Source organism: Chryseobacterium cucumeris, from assembly GCF_001593385.1.
Taxonomy (GTDB): domain Bacteria; phylum Bacteroidota; class Bacteroidia; order Flavobacteriales; family Weeksellaceae; genus Chryseobacterium; species Chryseobacterium cucumeris.
The window spans coordinates 678,312-698,495 of the sequence record NZ_LUVZ01000012.1 but is presented as its reverse complement, the minus strand read 5'-3'; the positions used below and the strand labels follow the sequence as shown (position 1 = coordinate 698,495).

Genomic DNA, 20,184 nt, shown 5'->3' with positions numbered 1-20,184 from the left:
AGTTTGAGAGTCTGAACAGCGTTTTACAAATTATTATCTTCTTTATTCACCGAAGAAAATGAACACCACTTTTCTGACTGGCTCATCATTTTAACTAACATCCCTATTATTTGGTTATACTTGTTGTGCAAATTATTATATTGCTCTTCATTCATATAATGGCAGGCAAAGGCAAACTGAAGCCATGTTTGGGTTTCTCTCGCTTCTCCCTCCGAATCTGTAAGCTTAGCGATGAAGGATTTTTCATATTTTCTTTTCCCCCAAGCCTCACTAATATTTGCCGTTACAGATCTTGATGATCTTCTTATCTGATCTGTAAGTGAGTAAAGTTCTTCTTTTGGAAAGGATTTTGAGAGTTCATAAATCAACTGTGCTGTTTCAAATGATTGTTGATAAACTTTTAAGTCCTGATGAAATTTAATTGTCGACATACCCAAATATTTTTTTAAATTTAAACAAATATTCAAACCCACCAACACTCTAACGCTCAGACTCTAAAACTCCTCCACTCTTAAACACTAAAACTCTCCCACTCCATTATTCTCTCACAAGCGGCATTGTAGAGCATCTCAATAAACCTCCCATTTTGGAAATTTCTCTGTAAGGAATTTCTTCAACGGTCATTCCCCACTCGTTTCTTAAATGGTCATTCATTCTTGTGAATGCTTTGTCTGAAACTACTACATCAGGAGAAATAGAGAAAATATTCGGAAACATTTCAAACATTTCTTCATCATTGATGTGGAAGCAGTTTTCTTCTCCAAAAATATCGATGATTAAACGGTAATCACTTTCGTCTACGAAGCCGTTTTTATAAATGATACATTTGTCTTCTCCCACAGGATTAAATGTACAATCCAGATGCAGAATCCCTTCAAACGGAACTTTATCGTTTTTCTTCAATTCCAGATCGATAATTCTTTTCTTAGGAAAATATTCTTTTAAGATTTCTATGGCATACTCGTTGGTTCTTGCCGTTTTATAGTTTCTGTAATCTTCGCTGAAGCAGGTTCCGATGAAAATAAAGTCATTCCATACAATTACATCTCCGCCTTCAATATGCGCGGTTTCGGGAAGATTAATAATTTTTCTCCATGCTACTTTTTCAAAAACACTTTTGTAGGCTTCCTGTTCGTCTGCTCTGTCTGCAATCACATTGGAAATGATCATCTTGTCATCAATGACAAAGGCTACATCTCTTGAAAAAACCTGATTGTAGTCTTTGATGATACTAGGACGCAGAACTTCAACATCATACTTTTTTAAAACCGCTTCAAAAGCGTTCATTTCATTGATAATATCCTCTTCTTTAGGATAAATGTTGTGTTCGATTGAGTAGTATGACTTTGCGTCATAACTTTCCTCTAGTGTGGGAACTGGTCCCAATGAATTAGGCTGGCCTAAAACTACTGACTTCAGCCTGCCCGTTTCGTTTTTAATATTTAGTCTCATAAAGATTTATGCAATACTACAAATATAAGTAAAGGTCTCTACCTGTAAAACTTTTGGATTATTTTATGTATTAAATTTGATTTCTAAAATCAACACCCTTCAACAAAATTTCCTTGTCAGTTCAGCCAACTGCAGTGAATAGTCCCAAAAACATCTACAACTTACTATTTTCCATCTACATAAGAACAAAAAAATAGATAATTATATTATTTAATTTCCTATATTAGTGATATAATTTTCGCGAAATTATAGATCATAAAACTTAACTATTAACACCAAAAATCAAAGTCATGAACAAAAACAATCCGGTGCTGAAAAACGCACAAAAATTAGGAAGAGATCAACAAAAATCTGTAATGGGAGGCGCTCCGATTTCCACTGGCAGAAGATGCTGCGAATGGGATGATGCAGGAAACTGTTATATCTGGACATGTGACAGATGCCAATGTCCATAATAAAAAAACGAAAACCTGCTTTTGAAAGCAGGTTTTCTTCTCCTATTGTATAGACTTTTTCACCTGATGTTAAATCAAAAAAGCTAATATCAGGTATTGTTTCTCTCACTTTGTGACAAGTTTTCAAGCCTTCTCAATATCAATATCCGTAAGCGTTCTTCATGATCATCACCCCATTTCCCTAATGTGGCAATTACCGGAATCAACGTCTGTCCGAATTCCGTAAGCCTGTATTCTACTTTTGGCGGCACAACAGGATAAATTTTCTTAGTGACAAGATCATGTTCTTCAAGTTCTTTTAACTGAACATTCAATACTCTGCGGGAAGCATCAGGAATTTTCCGTTGTAATTCACTTGGCCTTTGAAATCCTTCATTGATAAACCACAGCAAACGAATCTTCCATTTGCCATAGAGCACTTCAGCAATCAGATCAAGACCGCAATTCAGATTGGGTAAGATTTTTCTTTCGTACATAAAACAAATGTAACACAATGAACTGAGATCTCAATAGGGGATTAATTTATCACTATGTGATTCGTAAGACCGTACTTGTAAGAGCCGGTCATACTCCTGAAATTTGTACAAAAAAGAAATCATGACAGAATCATTTCATTTCAACAACGAATTATCAGGTAAAATTGCTTTGGTGACCGGAGGAACAAAAGGAACCGGAAAAGCTATTGCCGAAAGATTACTTACTGCTGGTGCTACTGTAATTGTCACTGCAAGAAATCAGCCTGAAGAGATGAATAATCAATTTCATTTTATTTCAGGAGATCTCAGCCTGGCAAAAGGTACTGAAAAGCTGGTAAGAGAAGTACTGTCTACTTTTGGCAAGCTTGATATTTTAATTAATACATTGGGTGGTTCAGAGACGCCTGGTGGCGGCTTCTCTGTTTTGAGTGATGAAGACTGGGAAAATACAATTCAGACCAATTTATTGGCACCCGTTCGTTTAGACAGAGGGTTTCTGCCGCAAATGCTGGAACGAAAAACGGGAGTGATTATTCATATTGCCTCCATTCAGGGAAGGCTGCCTTTATTTGATTCTACATTACCGTATGCTGCTGCCAAAGCCGGACTGATCAACTATAGTAAAGGTTTATCAAAAGAAGTTTCTCCAAAGGGAATTCGTGTTCTTACCGTTTCTCCAGGTTGGATCATGACCTCTTCTGCCATCCGAATGATGGAACGTATTGCTGAAAGTTCAAAAACGTCAATAGAAGAGGCTACTCAAAGTGTCATGGATGCGTTGGGTGGAATTCCCATTGGTAAACCCGCCCAGCCAGAAGATATTGCAGAGTTTGTTGGGTTTTTAGTTTCTCCACGGGCACAATATCTAACCGGAACCGAATATGTAATAGATGGCGGCACTATTCCAACTGTTTAATCATTTAAAAATAACAATATGAACTTACCTCACATTTTACAGGAATTCTTGAAGGCACAGGAACTTTTTGACAGTATTTCTTTCTCTAACTGTTTTTCTGAACAGGCATCCGTATTTGATGAAGGAAAAATATACACGGGAAAAGAAGAAATAAGACAATGGAATGAAAAATCCAATAGTGAATACAAAACCTTGTTTGAGCTAAAAGATTTTTCGGTGAATGATAATATAACTGTTTTAAGAATTAACATTTCAGGTTCTTTTGATGGAAGTCCGGTAATGCTGAATTTTCATTTCCGAACGAAGAATGATCTTATTACGGCTTTAGCTATTACTGAATAAGTTGTAAAAATAAAGAATCCCAAAGCAAGCTTTGGGATTCTTTTATATTGTAAGCAAATATTATCTGCTTGCGATGTCGATGTAGTTTCTTTCCTGAGCACCTTGGTACACCTGTCTTGGTCTTCCAATCGGGTCTCCTTTCAGTCTCATTTCTTTCCACTGAGAAATCCATCCTGGAAGTCTTCCTAACGCAAACATTACAGTAAACATTTCTGTAGGAATTCCTAATGCTCTGTAGATGATACCTGAGTAGAAGTCTACGTTTGGATATAGTTTTCTTTCTACGAAGTACTCGTCTTCAAGGGCAACTCTTTCTAACTGCATTGCAATGTCAAGAGCTTTATCCTGAATACCTAATGCAGTAAGGATATCGTCAGCAGCTTTCTTGATGATTTTCGCTCTTGGGTCGAAGTTTTTGTAAACTCTGTGTCCGAATCCCATTAGACGGAAATTATCAGCCTTATCTTTAGCTTTAGCAACATATTTAGATACATCACCACCATCTTTTTCGATTAGTTCAAGCATTTCGATTACCGCCTGGTTAGCACCACCGTGAAGTGGGCCCCAAAGTGCAGATACCCCAGCAGAGATAGAAGCAAAAAGACCTGTGTGAGCAGAACCTACCATTCTTACTGTAGAAGTAGAACAGTTTTGTTCGTGGTCTGCGTGAAGGATTAATAATTTATCTAAAGCATTTACTACTACCGGATCGATTTCGAAATCAGCGTTTGGTAATCTGAATGCCATTTTGTAGAAGTTCTCTACGTAGTTCAGGTTGTTATCACCGTGGTTTAATGGTAAGCCCTGAGTTTTTCTGTAAGTCCAGGCACAAAGATGAGAGAATTTAGCGATCATCAGCTCAGCTGCGTGATCCATTTCTTCTTTAGAGTTTACGTTCACTGCTTTCGGGTTGAAAGCTGTCAATGCAGAAGTTAAAGAAGATAAAACTCCCATAGGGTGAGCAGAACGAGGAAAAACATCAATGATTTTTTTCATTTCGTCTGCGATGAAGTTATATTTTTTAATATTGTTGTCGAATGAAGTAAACTGATCCTGAGTAGGTAATTCTCCATGTAATAAAAGATACATTACTTCAGTGAAGTTAGATTTCTCAGCAATCTGCTCGATTGGATAACCTCTGTAGAATAATTCTCCTTTATCTCCGTCTAAGTAAGTGATGTCGCTAATAGTAGCTCCTGTATTTTTGTAACCTAAATCCAGAGTGATTAAACCTGTCTGGTCTCTTAATTTTGAAATATCAATCCCTCTGTCTCCGATAGTACTATCCACGATTGGATATTCATATGAATTACCGTCGTAATTCAATATTACTTTGTTGTCTGACATTATTTATTTATTTTTTTTAAATATACCACTTTCCATAAAATACGGCAAACTAAAAATTTCGCTTGCCGTTATTTATAAATTCGATTAATTATCTTTTGATTTTAAAAGCTTCCAACCCTGGGAAAATTGCAGTTTCACCTAAAGCTTCTTCAATTCTCAATAGCTGGTTGTATTTTGCCATTCTATCTGATCTTGACGCTGAACCTGTTTTGATCTGTCCACAGTTCATTGCTACCGCCAAATCAGCAATTGTAGAATCTTCAGTTTCTCCTGATCTGTGAGACATTACTGAAGTGAATTTATTATTCTGAGCCATTTGTACTGCAGCCATTGTTTCAGAAAGCGAACCGATCTGGTTTACCTTTACAAGGATAGAGTTGGCAATACCTTCTTTTACTCCTCTTGATAATCTGTCTACGTTTGTTACGAATAAATCGTCACCTACCAACTGTACTCTGTCACCAATTTTATCTGTAAGCATTTTCCATCCTTCCCAGTCATCTTCCTGCATACCATCTTCGATAGAGATAATCGGATATTTAGCAGCCAATTCTGCAAGGTAAGAAACCTGCTCTTCTCTTGATCTGTGAGCGCCTTTGTCTCCTTCGAATTTTCTGTAATCGTATGTTCCGTCTTTGTAGAATTCTGAAGCGGCACAGTCTAATGCCAACATGATGTCGTCACCAGGCTTGTATCCAGCTTTTTCGATCGCCTGAAGTAATGTATCCAAAGCATCTTCTGTTCCGTTGAAAGTAGGAGCAAAACCTCCTTCGTCTCCTACTGCTGTAGAAAGACCTCTTCCTTTAAGGATCGATTTTAGGTTGTGGAAAATTTCAGTTCCTTTTCTCAAAGCGTGAGAGAAAGAATCTGCTTTTACCGGCATAATCATAAATTCCTGAAATGCGATAGGAGCATCTGAGTGAGAACCACCGTTAATTACATTCATCATTGGAACTGGAAGTGTATTGGCATTCACTCCACCAACATATTTGTAAAGAGGCATTCCCAATTCAGCAGCAGCAGCTCTGGCTACCGCTAGAGAAACACCAAGAATAGCATTAGCACCAAGATTTCCTTTGTTAGGCGTTCCGTCAAGATCAATCATAATCTGATCGATATAGTTTTGTTCAAAAACCGGTTGTCCAACTAAATTCTCTGCAATTACTTCTTTTACATTTTCAACAGCTTTCAGAACTCCTTTCCCCTGATATTCTGAACCACCGTCACGTAATTCTACCGCTTCGTGTTCTCCTGTAGATGCTCCTGAAGGTACAGCTGCACGGCCCATTGCCCCGCTTTCTGTAAATACATCTACTTCAATGGTAGGATTTCCTCTGGAATCTAAAATCTGTCTTGCTTCTATGTAAGAAATTGCACTCATTTTTTATTTTTTTTAGTTTAGACAAATTTAATCAAAATTTAACTTTCAGGGGTATTTCACGGGATTTTTTTGAGATAAATCCGAGTTAAATTTTAGTTAATTTATATTATGATAATTCTACAAATTCTTTGTGAAGAATTGGAGGTTAAAATTTGAAAATAGCAATAAAAAAACTCACCTTACAATTTTTAAGATGAGTTTTGTATTTCTATTCTTTCTTAATCTATTCTTTCATTGCATCAAAATTAAAACTGACATTTAAGAAACCAAAAAGATTATTGTTTTTAATATCATATTTTAAAATCAATGGCACCCAAAGGTTTTTTAAAATTCTTATCCTAAGATCTGCATTGGCTAAGAATTGGTCATTTTTTTCTTCATCCATCAATCCTGAAACAATCCTTTTATATTCAAAATTAGGTTTAAGCTCTACAATGGATTTATCTTTAGTTTCCCAAATTGAAATATTCAAACCAAGTTGTGATGAAAATTCTTTTCTTTTGATCACAGATGTTGTGATACTATCTTTTGCTTTAAACTGATTTCGGAAGTCTATTTCCAATTTACTCCCTTTCTTAGATTTCAATCCTTGCAGATAAACCAAATTGGCATCAAACTCATCTAAAAATTTTGCGTTTTTTTGAAAGTTACTATTAAAACCTATTTTCAATAATGGCTTTCTTTTAATAAAATCCAGTTCTTTTGCATACACTTCACCGAAGTATTTCCTAGTATCCTGATAATCAGAAGGCAGATATTTTATAAAATCTTTTGGAAACTCATCAAGTGGAATAATATATTCATCGGCATTCTTACTTATCGCCTCTTGGATCTGCTTTATTTTTGTTAATTTATCCGGATCTTTATTTTTGTCTAAATCTGCATTATATCTTTCTCTTGATTTCGTAAGTATTTCAAAATACTTCTCATAAAGTTTTGCTGTTTCACCATTCACTAATGTATTTACACTTAGATCTCTTTTGTTGATCAAAGCCCAATCAAAACCATATGAAAATCCTTTGAATTTATAATCATTGTCTAATTTCAGCCCCATATTTATTTGAAAATTTCTTGAAAAATTTTCTTTAACATAGTTTTCATCAATTAGCAATGTACTGTCTACCTCACTTTTTATAGCAAAGATTGTTGTCTTGTATTCAAAAGATTTATTATCACCTGCAAGGTTTTTGGCTGCAAGCTGCATAAAATTGGTGAAAACATCATTCCAGTTACCTGTTTTGCTGTTATTTACAGTTTTAAGGGCAATATTACTCTTTTGCTTTAAATCAATATTATTCTGACCATGAAGTGTCAATATATTGAAGAATGTCAATATTAAAGTAAGTAATAAAAGTCTGTTTGTTTTCATGGTTTTAAGCTTTAAAATAATATTCAGCATAAATATGCTTGCCTTTTTGGATTGATGGATTTGCGTAAGATAAATCCTTATCCAATGTAATCTCCTTATCATCAAAAACAAGACTTATAATTGCTCTTCTTTTATCAGAATCAGCATTACTCCCACCTATGTACAATGTGTAATCACCATTAAGATCATTAAACACTTCTTCAAAACTATGTTTTTTTTGTACAGGTTTTGAAGCATGCTCTTTTTTAACTAATTTATAATATATCCCTAATTGAGAAGAACCTCCTTCAATAGTCACTTTCAAGGTTAAAGTTTTCATGATGTTGTTTATTTTAAGTTTTTTATTATTTTCTCGGTGTAGGCGATAAAAGTCCGGCTAAGGCACCTATTGCACCTGAAGAAATAGTTGCAAAAATAGTAACCAACTGATTATCTTTAGCAGCCCCACCATTCCAGTAAGCAATAAGGATAAGTCCTGCTATAATGGTTATGACTGCCAATCCAAGCATAAGTACAATGATTCTGTAAATCCAATAGTCTGTGTCTTTCGGGTTCTTTATTTCTACATTTTTAATAGCTTCTATCGGATTGGTTTTGAACTTCTCCTGAAGATCAGTGTTGTTTTTTAAAGCAGCTTCCAAATCTCCAATACTGTCGTTAATAAGAGTTTTCATGGCTTTTAATTTTATCTATCAAATTTCCCTCTAAAAAAAGGACCAGTCAATTACACAAAAGGGTAATTTATTTATAGGACTATTTTAAACACAATACAGGTTCCAGGGTTTTCGGATATGATAGAACATTCACCAGATAGTTCATTCATTCTTCGTTTCATATTTCTAAGGCCATTACCTTCTTTCTGTCCATCGGGAATTCCGTTTCCGTTATCGGAAATTTTCATAAAGAAGTTATTTTCTTCCTGCCAAAATGAAAGTTTTACAGTATTTGCCTGACTGTGTTTGTATACATTATTGACAGCCTCTTTTAAGCAGAGAAAAAGATTACGCCTCATTTCTGTAGAGATTGCTGTTTCTGCTATGATATCTTCACATTCTGAATACACCATTATTTTTGTTTTTTTCAAAAAGTTTCCGGTATAAAGGATGGCATAATCGATAAAGCTTCCCAAGGTGTCATTTCCTGAATTCAGGCTCCACAGCATTTCTCTCATGGAGATGTTCATTTCTTCAGAGGTTTTCAGAAGTTCATCGATATCACTTTGCAGATCATCATTCTCAGCCTTCTGTTTTAGAAATTCTGCCTGAAGTTTCAGAGCAGATATTCCTGCTCCCAAGTCATCATGCATATCGTGGGAAATGCGCTCTCGCTCCTGTTCCAGCACTTTTTGTTTTTCGAGTTCTTTCTGAAGGAGCTGGTTTTGGTGTTCGGATTCTTTGAGTTGTTGTTCTTTAAGGTAAAGGAGCTGTTTTCGGTTGTATGTAAGAACAACAAGGATAATAAATAATACAAACAGCATTACTACAATGATTGCAGTTATATATACTATCTTTATTTCTAAGGGAAGATTCTTCATTGTCTACAAAATAAGCCTCGTAAGAATAATGAATACGTAATTATATTAACTATACTAAACACATTAGATATTTCTTTTAAAAACCCAGGATCTTTTTTATTAAAGAAATACATTGGAAACATTCTGAAAATATAAAATAGTGACCAGAATAATAGTGAACAACTAATCCAAAAAAAACATAAATTCAAAATATCCTGTGTTTGATCTTTGCTTGATATTTTCTTATAAAACCAAAACAGAGAAATGAAAAATAAAAAAATACAATATAGGTACCCAGTAATAATCGAATAATTAGTTTTGGAAATGAAAATAAAAATACCTCCTAATAAAAAAAATAAAATTGTGGTTATTCTAATAACATAGTTATCATGTAACTCTTTATTGTAGATGTATCCAAAATAAATTATACAGAACAAATCCAGATAATTATACATTCTTGCAGTTATAAAACCCGCTTTCGTTGTAAATAATATTTCTGTTATGATTGTAATTCCGAAATAAAACCAAAATAACTGCTTCCACAATTTCTTTTCAATTATGGAAACAGTAAAATTTGTAATGATTACAATATAATATATTAGATCAAGAATAATCATTTAGCATCCAGGAGGACAAAGACCATTTCTATCATATGCACCTATGTCAGGTATTGGAATAAATTTGGAACCTTGATAATATCCCAATATCATTATGAATGTAAGCCTATACTCATAACTAGCCTGAATAATAGTTCCATCATCTAATTCCACATCAAAAATATCCCCGGAAATATGTATTGCCGGATGAAAAGAAATAACAATATTAGGATATTTAGGTTTTAGGTTTTCAAGTTTAGCAAAGAAAGCTCTTGACAATGCAAACCTAACAGTATTTACCGTATTTGGAATATATTGTTGAATATAGGGATCCAATATTCTTTTTAATGCTCCATTTTCATATGCATCCTTATATCGACCAAAATTATATGCAGATATTTCTTCTTTTATTATTTTATTACTAATAATATAATATTTCTGGAGAAGTAAATCCTCAAATAAAAAAATGAGTCCATTATCAAGTTCTCCTAAAAAAATTTTAACATTCCTAGCATTTTTTCCAAATAAATCTGCTGCTACTTCTCCAGAAACTTGCAATTTATTTCTATAAATATCTTTAATATTAGGGATGCTCTGGTAAGCATTTGTCATTTCTGTTGCTAATCCAGCATTAATCTCACCATCAGACTCAGTTTGTTCATAGATTATGTACTTGCTCCAATCTATGGATTCTCTTTCTATAAATTCTTCTGCAAGTAGTCTATCCATTTCCTGATTACAAAATGATTGTATTTCCTGTAATTTTTCAGTATTAATAATTCCATAGTCTACTAATTGATGGATCTTGCCCGTTAAATTTAATAAATCTTGATTTTCATTCATGTTTTCTAATTTTTAAAATTGTTAAATTTATTGACTGCCTCCACCTTATTGTTTACGTGGAGTTTTCTGTAGATATTTCCGACGTGTTTTTTCACGGTATCAATGCTGATGAATTTCTGATCTGCAATCTCTTTGTAGAGAAGTCCCTGGGAAAGAAGTTCAAGGATTTCCTTTTCGCGTTCTGTAAGTTCATCAAAGCCTTTTATTTCCGGAAGTTTTTTCTCGAAATGTTTCAATACCCTTCTTGCAATAGAAAAGCTCATAGGTGCACCGCCATTGTATACATCGCGGATGGAAGAAAGAATTTTATCCATGCTTTCTCCTTTTACAAGATATCCCATGGCCCCTGCCTTTAACGAATTAAAAATCTTTTCATCATCATCAAAGCTGGTACACATGATAAACTGTGTATTAGGCATTTCTTTTCGTAATTTTTCTATGATTTCAATTCCCAGCATATCCTGTAATTGGATATCCATCATCACAACGTCAGGAGAAATATCGGGTAGATTTGTTATGGCATCATTACCATCAAAGAACTGAGCAATCACTTTCATATCTTTCTGATAATCGATGACCTTCTTCAACGCATTGTTGTAGTTTTTCTCGTCTTCTACTATGGCTATGGAAATGCTCATGACTTTATTTGTTTGAAGCAAATTTCAACAGAAAACAATTTGAAATCAATTACACCTTTGTGTAATATGAATGTTTGAGTTTGAAGTTGTAATTCAGTCTTTTAGTTTTTATTAAATTTAATCAATTTTTGATTCCAAAAACAATATACGGCTAAACATTTCACAATAAATTAAAAATAAAAACAAATAAGCAACAACAAATCATTTAAAATTAACAATTATTTCATAATCTGATTAAAAATCTACGGATCATTTCGGCGTACTGTAATATGGAATTTGATCCACTCAAAGATCTGAATCAGGTTCTTACCTTTCTAAAGCCATATTGCAGGAATGTAAAGTATCTGCTGATGACCTGCTACAATATTCCACTATATTCCGGAATTTTTTCATTTGACAAGAAGTGCTGCCTCTCTTTAATTTCAAAATTTTCTTTTTGCTAAGCCTAGTATTCAAAGAGAAAAACAATAGAAATATGCATGAATAATCGTTAAATTTTCTCATATTGTAAGGCATGATTTTTGTAAAATTAAATTATAAAATCATATTGAATATCAAATAATATAATCATGAAAAAAAGTCTTTTAGCACTAAGTGCTTTGCTTGCATTAACTGTAGTCAGCTGTAAAAAAAGTGAAAGCGGAAATAAAATCGTTATCAAAACAGACAGTTCAGAAACTGTTGTTACAGACCATAATGGAAAAATAGATTCGGTGACACAAAGTTCTTCGACTGTAGATATCAACGGAAAGAAAATTGAGAAAACCGATTTTGTTTATAAAGCTACAGACGGAACATTAGTAAAAGTTGTATTTAAAAATGATCCGAAGGAAAGTACAGTAGCCATTACCAGCAATAAGAAAACATTTACGTTACCTAAATCGGAAACCAAAGGGGATGAAACGATTTACAAAAAAGATGATATGACGGCAAGGGTAAAAGGAGATAGTCTTCACCTTGAACAAGGGAATAATATTATTGAACTGAAAAGAACAAAGATTTAAATAAAAAAATGTCCTTCAAAATTGAGGGACATTTTTTGGGTACTTTACCAATGTTTTTCATCATACCCTGGATAATCCAAGTATATTATGGAAATAAAAAACCATCCGTTTTCGGATGGTTTTTATATATATCTGAATGAATATTATTCTTCAGTTTTTTCTTCAGTAGTATCAGCTTTAGCTTCTTCTACTTTTTCTTCTACTACAGGAGCATCAGCAACTACTGCTTCAGCTTTTTTAGTAGTAGCAGTTGATCTTCTGCTTCTTCTTGTAGCTTTTTTCTCTTCAGCATTAGGGTTGTAAAGCTCGTTGAAATCTACTAGTTCGATAAGAGCAGTATCAGCAGCATCACCTGGTCTGAATCCTGTCTTGATGATTCTTGTATAACCACCGTTTCTTTCAGCGATTTTAGGAGCTACAGTTCTGAATAATTCAGCAACCGCAAATTTATTTTGAAGGTAAGAGAATACTACTCTTCTGTTGTGTGTAGTATCTTCTTTTGCTTTTGTTAATAGAGGCTCAACATATACTCTTAAAGCTTTAGCTTTAGCTACAGTAGTGTTGATTCTTTTATGCTCAATTAGAGAACAAGCCATATTAGAAAGTAAAGCACTTCTGTGAGAAGCTGTTCTTCCTAAGTGATTGAATTTTTTACCGTGTCTCATTATTAATTATTTATCAGCGTCTAACTTATATTTTGCAACGTCGAAACCGAAGTTAAGACCTTTTGAATGCACTAATTCTTCTAGTTCTGTCAAAGATTTTTTACCAAAATTTCTGAATTTCATCAAATCAGACTTACTGTAAGAAACCAGTTCTCCAAGAGTTTCTACTTCAGCTGCTTTTAGACAGTTAAGGGCTCTTACAGAAAGATCCATATCTGCTAATTTAGACTTAAGAAGTTGTCTTGTGTGAAGAGTTTCTTCATCGTACTGGATAGATGCTTTTACAGCTTCAGTTTCAAGAGTGATTCTCTCATCGGAGAATAACATGAAGTGATAAATTAATATCTTAGAAGCTTCAGTTAAAGCATTCTGAGGGCTGATAGACCCATCAGTTTCTATATCTAATACAAGTTTTTCGTAGTCTGTTTTTTGCTCTACACGATAATTTTCAATGCTGTATTGTACTTTCTTGATCGGCGTGAAAATAGAGTCAATAGCAATAGTTCCAATAGGAGCATTGTTTGACTTATTTTGTTCAGAAGGAACATACCCTCTTCCTTTTTCAATATTGAAAGTAATTTCGAAAGTTACATCACTGTTTAGGTTGCAGATCACTAAATCTGGGTTCAGAACCTCAAATCCGTTGATAGACTTTCCTAAATCACCAGCAGTAATAACCGTTTGACCTGAAACTTTAGCAACAACCTGCTCGTTAGCCTGGCCTTCTGCTGCAGCTTTTAATCTTACCTGCTTAAGGTTAAGAATAATTTCGGTAACGTCTTCGATTACTCCTGGAATAGTTGAAAATTCGTGCTCTACACCTTCTATTTTGATAGATGAAATAGCGTATCCTTCCAGAGAAGAAAGCAACACTCTTCTCAAAGCATTACCGATTGTAAGCCCGAAACCTGGTTCTAAAGGTCTGAATTCAAATTGACCTTTAAATTCATCAGAGTTAAGTAAAATTACTTTATCGGGTTTTATGAATTGTAAAATTGCCATATTATTGGGTTGAGCAAAAATTTGATTAAAAAATTATTTAGAGTAAAGTTCGACGATAAGGTTCTCCTTAATATCCTCCGGAATCTGGATTCTTTCAGGAGCAGAAATGAAGGTACCTTCTTTCTTCTCATCGTTGAATTGTAACCACTCATAGTTTGACTTAGAAGCCAATGCATTGGTAACAACTTCAAGAGACTTAGACTTTTCTCTTACAGCGATTACATCACCAGCTTTTACCAAGTAAGAAGGGATATTAAGAATCTCTCCGTTCACAGTGATGTGTCTGTGAGAAACTAATTGTCTAGCTCCAGATCTTGTTTTAGCAAAACCTAATCTGAATACTACGTTATCCAATCTTGATTCACAAAGTTGTAATAGAACTTCCCCTGTTACACCTTTACTTCTGTGTGCTTTGTCAAATAAGTTAGCAAACTGTCTTTCTAAAATACCGTAAGTATATTTAGCTTTTTGTTTTTCAGCTAACTGAACTGCATATTCTGATTTCTTAGCACCTCTTCTTTTGTTAGGACCGTGTTGTCCTGGCGGTTGGTTTTTTCTCTTTTCGAAGTTTTTATCATCTCCGTAGATTGCAGCACCAAACTTTCTAGCAATCTTAGTTTTAGGTCCAATATATCTTGCCATAATGGGTAAATTCTAAAAATTAAACTCTTCTTCTTTTTGGTGGTCTACATCCGTTGTGTGGCATTGGAGTCACATCAACGATTTCGCTAACTTCAATTCCTGAATTGTGAATAGATCTGATAGCAGATTCTCTACCTGCACCTGGACCTTTCACAAACACCTTTACTCTTCTTAAACCAGCTTCGTGAGCTACAGCAGAGCAATTTTCAGCTGCCATCTGAGCAGCAAATGGAGTATTCTTTTTAGAACCTCTGAAACCCATTTTACCGGCAGAAGCCCAAGAGATAACCTCTCCGTTTTTATTTGTTAAAGAAATGATGATGTTATTGAAAGAAGCCTGAATATGTGCTTCTCCAATAGCTTCAACTTTTACTTTTCTCTTCTTAACTACTTTAGTTTGTTTTGCCATAATTCCTAACGATTATTTACTAGCTTTTTTCTTGTTAGCAACAGTTTTTCTCTTTCCTTTTCTGGTTCTAGAGTTGTTTTTCGTTCTCTGGCCTCTTAAAGGTAATCCAAGTCTGTGACGTATTCCTCGTTGGCATCCTATGTCCATCAATCTCTTGATGTTCAATTGCACTTCAGATCTTAATTCTCCTTCAACTTTTACGTTTTCTAAGATATAAGTTCTGATGGCAGCCAATTCATCGTCATTCCATTCGTTGACTTTTTTGTCTTCGCTGATACCGGCAGCTTTAAGGATTTCAGAAGAAGTACTTCTTCCAACACCATAAATGTAAGTTAAACCGATAACTCCTCTTTTGTTTTTTGGTAAATCAATACCTGCAATTCTCGCCATAATTTAATTAACCTTGTCTTTGTTTAAATTTTGGGTTCTTCTTGTTGATTACGAACAGTACACCTTTTCTGCGTACGATTTTGCAATCAGCGCTTCTTTTTTTAATTGATGCTCTTACTTTCATTTTGATAGTATTTATTTTTTAACAAGAGCCAAATGGAGATCTAAAGATTCCATTTGGCGTTTGTTTAATATCTAAATGTGATTCTCCCTTTTGATAAATCATAAGGAGACATTTCTAGTTTTACCTTATCACCAGGTAAAAGTTTAATATAATGCATTCTCATTTTACCAGAAATATGAGCGATAAGAATATGCCCATTTTCTAGTTCTACACGGAACTGAGCGTTCGAAAGTGCTTCCGTTATAACGCCGTCTTGTTCAATATGTTTTTGTTTTGCCATAAATTAATATCCAGTCGTTCTTGATAATTTAGACTGCATTAAGCCATCATAATGATGGTTCAGCAGATATGTATTAATCTGTTGAACTGTATCTAAAATTACACCCACCATAATTAATAGGGACGTTCCCCCAAAAAATAGGGCAAACGCATCTGTCTGAACAAAGGTTCCATGCACAATTGCCGGAAGGATTGCAAAGATAGATAAAAATATTGCACCTGGCAAGGTAATTTTTGATAAAATATCATCTAAATAATCAGCGGTCTCTTTTCCTGGTCTTACTTTTGGTACTAAACCTCCATTTCTCTTCAAATCATCAGCCATCTGGTTTACCGGAATTGTAATCGCAGTATAGAAAAATGAGAAGATAATAATTAATAGCGCAAACAATACGTTGTACTGCCAGCTAAAAACATTCTTGAAACCTGCAAGAAAAGTATTAGACTCATCGAATTTTGTTAATAATCCTGGTACGAACATCAATGCCTGAGCAAAGATAATCGGCATTACACCAGCAGCATTTACTTTCAATGGAATCCATTGTCTTGCTCCCTGCATAAGATTTCTGTTTACACCTCCTCTTGCTTGAGCTCTGCTTACATACTGAATTGGAATTTTTCTAACAGCTACTGATAAGATTACTGCTAAAAGAACAACCAACATCCAGAATAATACTTCAATAAGGATCATGATAGATCCCATTCCTCCTTTTCCGTTCTGCACGGCCATCTCCTGTACGAATGCCTCAGGTAATCTTGAAAGGATCCCCACCATAATAAGGATAGAGATACCATTTCCGATTCCTTTATCGGTAATCTTTTCACCTAGCCACATTGCAAATACTGAACCGGCAACCAAAATAACAATACTTGGTAACCAGAACATAATTGAATTTGGCTCTACATAGTATGCAGACTGGAACTGAGCATATGGTAAGAATAATTGAGTAATAGAAGTTAAGTAAGAAGGTGCCTGTACCAGACAAACTCCAATCGTTAACCATCTTGTAATTTGGTTCAATGTATTTCTACCTGACTCTCCATCTTTCTGAAGCTTCTGAAGATAAGGAATAGCCATCCCCATCAACTGAACAATAATAGAAGCAGAAATATAAGGCATGATTCCTAACGCCATTACGGAAGCGTGGCTGAAAGCTCCCCCCGTAAACGACGAAAGCAAGCCAAGGAGACCTGCTCCTTGCTTGTTACCGCCTTGATTTTTATAATGCTCTAAGAGATCTCCCACCTCTGCAAGGTTAATCGCAGGAAGCGAGATATAAGATGCGAATCTATACACAAGGATAATACCTAAAGTAAAGAGAATTTTATCTCTAAGTTCTTTAAGACTCCAAATATTTTTAAGTGTTTGTATAAATTCTTTCATTAGTAAGTATTATAAGGTAATTGCTTTTCCACCTGCTTTAGCAATAAGCTCTTCAGCAGATTTAGTGAATTTGTCAGCAGAGATTGAAACCGCAGATTTCAATTCTCCTCTACCCATAATTTTCACTAATTCGTTTTTAGAAACTATCCCGTTTGCTACTAAAACTTCTTTCGTGATATCTCCAGTGATGGATTTGTTCTCGATTAAAGTTTGAATAGTATCAAGGTTAATTCCTCTAAACTCTTTTCTGTTTACGTTTTTGAATCCGAATTTAGGTAATCTTCTTTGTAAAGGCATCTGTCCACCTTCGAAACCGATTTTTTGAGAATAACCAGCTCTCGCTTTCTGACCTTTGTGACCTTTTGTTGAAGTACCTCCTTTTCCGCTACCTTGACCTCTACCAATTCTCTTTGAGTTGAAAGTAGATCCTGCAGCAGGTTTTATGTTATTTAAATTCATTTTAATTTCTCTTTTATAAAATTATTTTTGAACTTCAAGTAAGTGTCCTACAGCAGCGATCATTCCTAAGATGGAAGGAGTAGCTTCATGCTCTACAACTTGGTGAAGTTTTTTTAATCCTAATGCTTCAAGCGTTCTCTTTTGGGTTTTTGTTCTACCAATAGCGCTTCTTACTTGCTTTACTTTAATTGTTGCCATTGCTTTAATTATTAACCGTTAAACACTTTACTTAGAGAAATTCCTCTCATTCTAGCGATTTCTTCAGGTCTTCTGATGTCTAATAACGCTTTGAAAGTAGCTTTCACTACGTTGTGAGGGTTAGAAGATCCTTTAGATTTTGAAAGGATATCGTGAATACCAGCAGATTCCAATACCGCTCTTACCGCACCTCCGGCGATCAATCCTGTACCGTGAGAAGCAGGTCTTAAGAAGATATCTGCACCACCGTATCTAGCAGTAGTTTGGTGAGGGATAGTATGGTTCATTACAGGAACTTTCACAAGGTTTTTCTTAGCGTCTTCAACTGCTTTAGCAATTGCAGAAGCAACCTCTTTAGATTTTCCTAAACCGAAACCGATAACACCTTCTTCGTTACCTACTACAACAATAGCAGAAAATCCGAAAGCTCTACCTCCTTTTGTTACTTTTGTTACTCTGTTAACAGCTACGAGACGATCTTTTAATTCTAATCCTCCCGGTTTTACTCTTTCTATATTATCTAGTCCTAACATATTTTCCGAAATTTAATGATTAGAATTTAAGTCCACCTTCTCTTGCACCATCAGCTAGAGCTTTCACTCTACCGTGGTAAACGAATCCGTTTCTGTCAAATACAATACTTTCGATTCCTGCAGCGATAGCTTTAGCAGCGATAGCTTTACCAACAGCAGCAGAAACTTCAGTCTTAGTACCTTTAGCGTCTACACCTTTCTCTCTTGAAGAAGCTGATGCTAAAGTTTTACCATTTTTATCGTCGATTAACTGAGCGTAAATTTCCTTATTACTTTTGTATACAGATAATCTTGGCAATTCAGAAGATCCAGAGATTTTCCCTCTTACTCTTCTTTTGATTCTTATTCTTTTTTCTAATTTACTTAATGCCATAATACTTATAATTTATTAAGCAGATTTACCAGCTTTACGTCTAACAATTTCTCCTACGAATCTTACACCTTTTCCTTTGTATGGCTCAGGCTTTCTGAAAGAACGGATCTTTGCAGCTACCATTCCTAGAAGTTGGTTGTCGTGAGACGTTAAAGTAATAATTGGGTTTTTACCTTTTTCAGTCAATGTATCAACTTTTACTTCACCTGGAAGTTCTAATACGATACCGTGAGAGAATCCTAAAGCTAACTCAAGTTTTTGACCTGCGTGTGAAGCTCTATATCCTACCCCTACTAGTTCAAGTTTCTTTTCGAAACCTGCACTTACACCAACAATCATGTTGTTGATTAACGCTCTGTATAGACCGTGAAGTGCTTTGTGTTGTTTAGAATCAGATGGTCTGTTTACGTTAAGTTCACCATCTTTCTGTTCTATAGTAATTCCTGCCGTAAGCTCCTGAGAAAGTTCTCCTTTAGCTCCTTTTACAGTTACTACACCGTTATTTTCAGTGATTGTAACTCCAGCTGGAATTGTTATAATTGCTTTACCAATTCTTGACATTTTCCTCTGATTAAAAATTAATAAACATAGCAGATTACTTCACCGCCTACTTTCTCTTCTCTAGCTTTCTTGTCAGTCATTACTCCTTTAGAAGTAGAGATGATAGAAATACCCAAACCGTTTAGTACTCTTGGAAGCTCAGCTGAACCTTTGTACTGTCTCAAACCTGGTCTAGAAGCTCTTTGGATAGACTTGATAGCCGGTTTGTTAGTTTGCTTATCATACTTTAAAGCGATTTTGATCACTCCTTGAACAGCGTTATCTTCAAACTTGTAGTTTAAGATATACCCTTGATCAAATAAGATCTTAGTAATCTCCTTTTTGATTTTCGATGCAGGAATTTCCACCACTTTGTGGCCTGCGCTTTGTGCGTTCCTTACTCTAGTTAGGAAATCTGAAATTGGATCTGTTACCATTTTTCTTTTATAATTATTGGTTAAAGAACAATCAGTTTTGCAAAGACTTGAAGAGTAAAATATCAGACGTCAGAAATCTTCAGTCTGATATTTTTATCTTTAGTATCTGAACAACTTAATTGTTCCGATTTTTTATCTAGTGATTATTACCAGCTAGCTTTTCTTACTCCTGGGATAAGACCGTTGTTAGCCATTTCTCTGAAAGTTACTCTGGAAATACCAAACGTTCTCATGTATCCTCTTGGTCTACCTGTTAGTTTACATCTGTTGTGTAATCTTACAGGAGAAGCATTTTTAGGCAATTTTTGAAGTCCTTCGTAATCACCAGCTTCTTTAAGAGCTTGTCTTTTAGCAGCGTATTTAGCAACTAGTGCTTCTCTTTTGCGCTCACGCGCTTTCATTGATTCTTTAGCCATT

General features: G+C 34.8%; 30 protein-coding genes. 4 read left to right on the top strand and 26 right to left on the bottom strand.

From position 1 onward, the window contains the following. Positions 1-23 precede the first annotated feature (23 nt). Positions 24-431 carry a four helix bundle protein gene (locus tag A1704_RS12100; protein ID WP_062673643.1) on the bottom strand — a complete coding sequence of 136 codons (408 nt, stop codon included), beginning with the start codon at positions 429-431 and terminating at the stop codon, positions 24-26. A 106-nt stretch (positions 432-537) separates the two neighbouring features. Next, complete coding sequence (locus tag A1704_RS12095; protein WP_062673641.1) at positions 538-1,452, bottom strand: dimethylarginine dimethylaminohydrolase family protein; 915 nt, start codon at positions 1,450-1,452, stop codon at positions 538-540. 290 nt (positions 1,453-1,742) lie between these two features. On the opposite strand from A1704_RS12095, the gene A1704_RS24475 reads away from it, so the two are divergent. After that, the gene (locus A1704_RS24475) at positions 1,743-1,907 is read left to right on the top strand and encodes a hypothetical protein (protein WP_156121335.1); all 165 of its coding nucleotides are present in this window, start codon (positions 1,743-1,745) and stop codon (positions 1,905-1,907) included. 89 nt (positions 1,908-1,996) lie between these two features. Here the strand turns inward: A1704_RS24475 and A1704_RS12090 are convergent, their stop codons facing one another. Beyond that, positions 1,997-2,383 (bottom strand): winged helix-turn-helix transcriptional regulator, encoded by a 387-nt coding sequence (locus A1704_RS12090; RefSeq protein ID WP_062673639.1) that lies wholly within the window; start codon positions 2,381-2,383, stop codon positions 1,997-1,999. Positions 2,384-2,504: 121 nt separating this feature from the next. Between A1704_RS12090 and A1704_RS12085 the strand changes: the two genes are divergently transcribed. After that, entirely contained in the window at positions 2,505-3,299 is a 795-nt protein-coding gene (locus A1704_RS12085) for an SDR family oxidoreductase (RefSeq protein WP_062673637.1), read from the top strand. A gap of 18 nt (positions 3,300-3,317) precedes the next feature. Then, positions 3,318-3,641, top strand: a complete 324-nt coding sequence (locus tag A1704_RS12080) for a nuclear transport factor 2-like protein (RefSeq protein WP_062673635.1) — start codon at positions 3,318-3,320, stop codon at positions 3,639-3,641. Positions 3,642-3,701: 60 nt separating this feature from the next. Here the strand turns inward: A1704_RS12080 and A1704_RS12075 are convergent, their stop codons facing one another. The 8 genes from A1704_RS12075 to A1704_RS12035 all read right to left on the bottom strand — a co-directional run bounded on the left by A1704_RS12075 (position 3,702) and on the right by A1704_RS12035 (position 11,328). Further along, entirely contained in the window at positions 3,702-4,988 is a 1,287-nt protein-coding gene (locus A1704_RS12075; RefSeq protein WP_047427632.1) for a citrate synthase, read from the bottom strand. An 88-nt stretch (positions 4,989-5,076) separates the two neighbouring features. After that, positions 5,077-6,369 (bottom strand): phosphopyruvate hydratase, encoded by a 1,293-nt coding sequence (gene eno / locus A1704_RS12070; RefSeq protein WP_034694712.1) that lies wholly within the window; start codon positions 6,367-6,369, stop codon positions 5,077-5,079. A 223-nt stretch (positions 6,370-6,592) separates the two neighbouring features. Continuing rightward, the gene (locus A1704_RS12065; protein ID WP_131797505.1) at positions 6,593-7,738 is read right to left on the bottom strand and encodes a hypothetical protein; all 1,146 of its coding nucleotides are present in this window, start codon (positions 7,736-7,738) and stop codon (positions 6,593-6,595) included. A gap of 4 nt (positions 7,739-7,742) precedes the next feature. Next, positions 7,743-8,057: a hypothetical protein gene (locus A1704_RS12060; protein WP_062673631.1), complete on the bottom strand. Its 315-nt coding sequence runs from the start codon at positions 8,055-8,057 to the stop codon at positions 7,743-7,745. A 25-nt stretch (positions 8,058-8,082) separates the two neighbouring features. Then, entirely contained in the window at positions 8,083-8,412 is a 330-nt protein-coding gene (locus A1704_RS12055) for a hypothetical protein (RefSeq protein WP_034694709.1), read from the bottom strand. Positions 8,413-8,483: 71 nt separating this feature from the next. Beyond that, positions 8,484-9,272, bottom strand: coding sequence for a sensor histidine kinase (locus tag A1704_RS12050; protein ID WP_062673629.1), 789 nt, complete (start codon positions 9,270-9,272; stop codon positions 8,484-8,486). A gap of 596 nt (positions 9,273-9,868) precedes the next feature. Beyond that, positions 9,869-10,690 carry a hypothetical protein gene (locus A1704_RS12040; protein WP_062673624.1) on the bottom strand — a complete coding sequence of 274 codons (822 nt, stop codon included), beginning with the start codon at positions 10,688-10,690 and terminating at the stop codon, positions 9,869-9,871. Between the two features lie 5 nt (positions 10,691-10,695). Next, positions 10,696-11,328: a response regulator gene (locus tag A1704_RS12035; RefSeq protein ID WP_062673622.1), complete on the bottom strand. Its 633-nt coding sequence runs from the start codon at positions 11,326-11,328 to the stop codon at positions 10,696-10,698. 569 nt (positions 11,329-11,897) lie between these two features. Between A1704_RS12035 and A1704_RS12030 the strand changes: the two genes are divergently transcribed. Further along, positions 11,898-12,332, top strand: a complete 435-nt coding sequence (locus tag A1704_RS12030; protein WP_062673620.1) for a hypothetical protein — start codon at positions 11,898-11,900, stop codon at positions 12,330-12,332. A gap of 143 nt (positions 12,333-12,475) precedes the next feature. On the opposite strand, the gene rplQ is transcribed toward A1704_RS12030, so the two are convergent. The 15 genes from rplQ to rpsN all read right to left on the bottom strand — a co-directional run bounded on the left by rplQ (position 12,476) and on the right by rpsN (position 20,183). Continuing rightward, positions 12,476-12,997, bottom strand: a complete 522-nt coding sequence (rplQ, locus tag A1704_RS12025) for a 50S ribosomal protein L17 (RefSeq protein ID WP_062673619.1) — start codon at positions 12,995-12,997, stop codon at positions 12,476-12,478. A gap of 6 nt (positions 12,998-13,003) precedes the next feature. Next, a complete protein-coding gene (locus A1704_RS12020) occupies positions 13,004-13,999 on the bottom strand; it encodes a DNA-directed RNA polymerase subunit alpha (protein ID WP_062673617.1) in 996 nt (331 codons plus the stop codon). Between the two features lie 33 nt (positions 14,000-14,032). Further along, positions 14,033-14,641: a 30S ribosomal protein S4 gene (rpsD, locus tag A1704_RS12015; RefSeq protein WP_062673615.1), complete on the bottom strand. Its 609-nt coding sequence runs from the start codon at positions 14,639-14,641 to the stop codon at positions 14,033-14,035. Positions 14,642-14,660: 19 nt separating this feature from the next. Continuing rightward, the gene (gene rpsK, locus A1704_RS12010; protein ID WP_034694697.1) at positions 14,661-15,050 is read right to left on the bottom strand and encodes a 30S ribosomal protein S11; all 390 of its coding nucleotides are present in this window, start codon (positions 15,048-15,050) and stop codon (positions 14,661-14,663) included. A gap of 12 nt (positions 15,051-15,062) precedes the next feature. After that, the gene (gene rpsM, locus A1704_RS12005; RefSeq protein WP_034694696.1) at positions 15,063-15,440 is read right to left on the bottom strand and encodes a 30S ribosomal protein S13; all 378 of its coding nucleotides are present in this window, start codon (positions 15,438-15,440) and stop codon (positions 15,063-15,065) included. A 7-nt stretch (positions 15,441-15,447) separates the two neighbouring features. Beyond that, positions 15,448-15,564 carry a 50S ribosomal protein L36 gene (gene rpmJ, locus A1704_RS24045; RefSeq protein WP_007839480.1) on the bottom strand — a complete coding sequence of 39 codons (117 nt, stop codon included), beginning with the start codon at positions 15,562-15,564 and terminating at the stop codon, positions 15,448-15,450. Between the two features lie 64 nt (positions 15,565-15,628). Beyond that, a complete protein-coding gene (gene infA / locus A1704_RS12000; RefSeq protein ID WP_027381317.1) occupies positions 15,629-15,844 on the bottom strand; it encodes a translation initiation factor IF-1 in 216 nt (71 codons plus the stop codon). 3 nt (positions 15,845-15,847) lie between these two features. Next, on the bottom strand, positions 15,848-17,227 hold the full coding sequence (gene secY / locus A1704_RS11995) for a preprotein translocase subunit SecY (RefSeq protein WP_062673613.1): 1,380 nt from the start codon (positions 17,225-17,227) through the stop codon (positions 15,848-15,850). Between the two features lie 9 nt (positions 17,228-17,236). Next, complete coding sequence (rplO, locus tag A1704_RS11990) at positions 17,237-17,686, bottom strand: 50S ribosomal protein L15 (protein ID WP_062673611.1); 450 nt, start codon at positions 17,684-17,686, stop codon at positions 17,237-17,239. A gap of 21 nt (positions 17,687-17,707) precedes the next feature. Next, a complete protein-coding gene (gene rpmD / locus A1704_RS11985; RefSeq protein WP_027371710.1) occupies positions 17,708-17,884 on the bottom strand; it encodes a 50S ribosomal protein L30 in 177 nt (58 codons plus the stop codon). 11 nt (positions 17,885-17,895) lie between these two features. Next, positions 17,896-18,417, bottom strand: a complete 522-nt coding sequence (gene rpsE / locus A1704_RS11980; protein WP_002983245.1) for a 30S ribosomal protein S5 — start codon at positions 18,415-18,417, stop codon at positions 17,896-17,898. Positions 18,418-18,436: 19 nt separating this feature from the next. Further along, positions 18,437-18,790: a 50S ribosomal protein L18 gene (gene rplR, locus A1704_RS11975; RefSeq protein WP_034694689.1), complete on the bottom strand. Its 354-nt coding sequence runs from the start codon at positions 18,788-18,790 to the stop codon at positions 18,437-18,439. Positions 18,791-18,805: 15 nt separating this feature from the next. Continuing rightward, positions 18,806-19,351, bottom strand: coding sequence for a 50S ribosomal protein L6 (gene rplF, locus A1704_RS11970; RefSeq protein WP_034694687.1), 546 nt, complete (start codon positions 19,349-19,351; stop codon positions 18,806-18,808). Between the two features lie 17 nt (positions 19,352-19,368). After that, on the bottom strand, positions 19,369-19,767 hold the full coding sequence (rpsH, locus tag A1704_RS11965) for a 30S ribosomal protein S8 (protein ID WP_002983236.1): 399 nt from the start codon (positions 19,765-19,767) through the stop codon (positions 19,369-19,371). 146 nt (positions 19,768-19,913) lie between these two features. Continuing rightward, positions 19,914-20,183, bottom strand: coding sequence for a 30S ribosomal protein S14 (gene rpsN / locus A1704_RS11960; RefSeq protein WP_002983233.1), 270 nt, complete (start codon positions 20,181-20,183; stop codon positions 19,914-19,916). Between the last annotated feature and the right edge of the window lies 1 nt (position 20,184).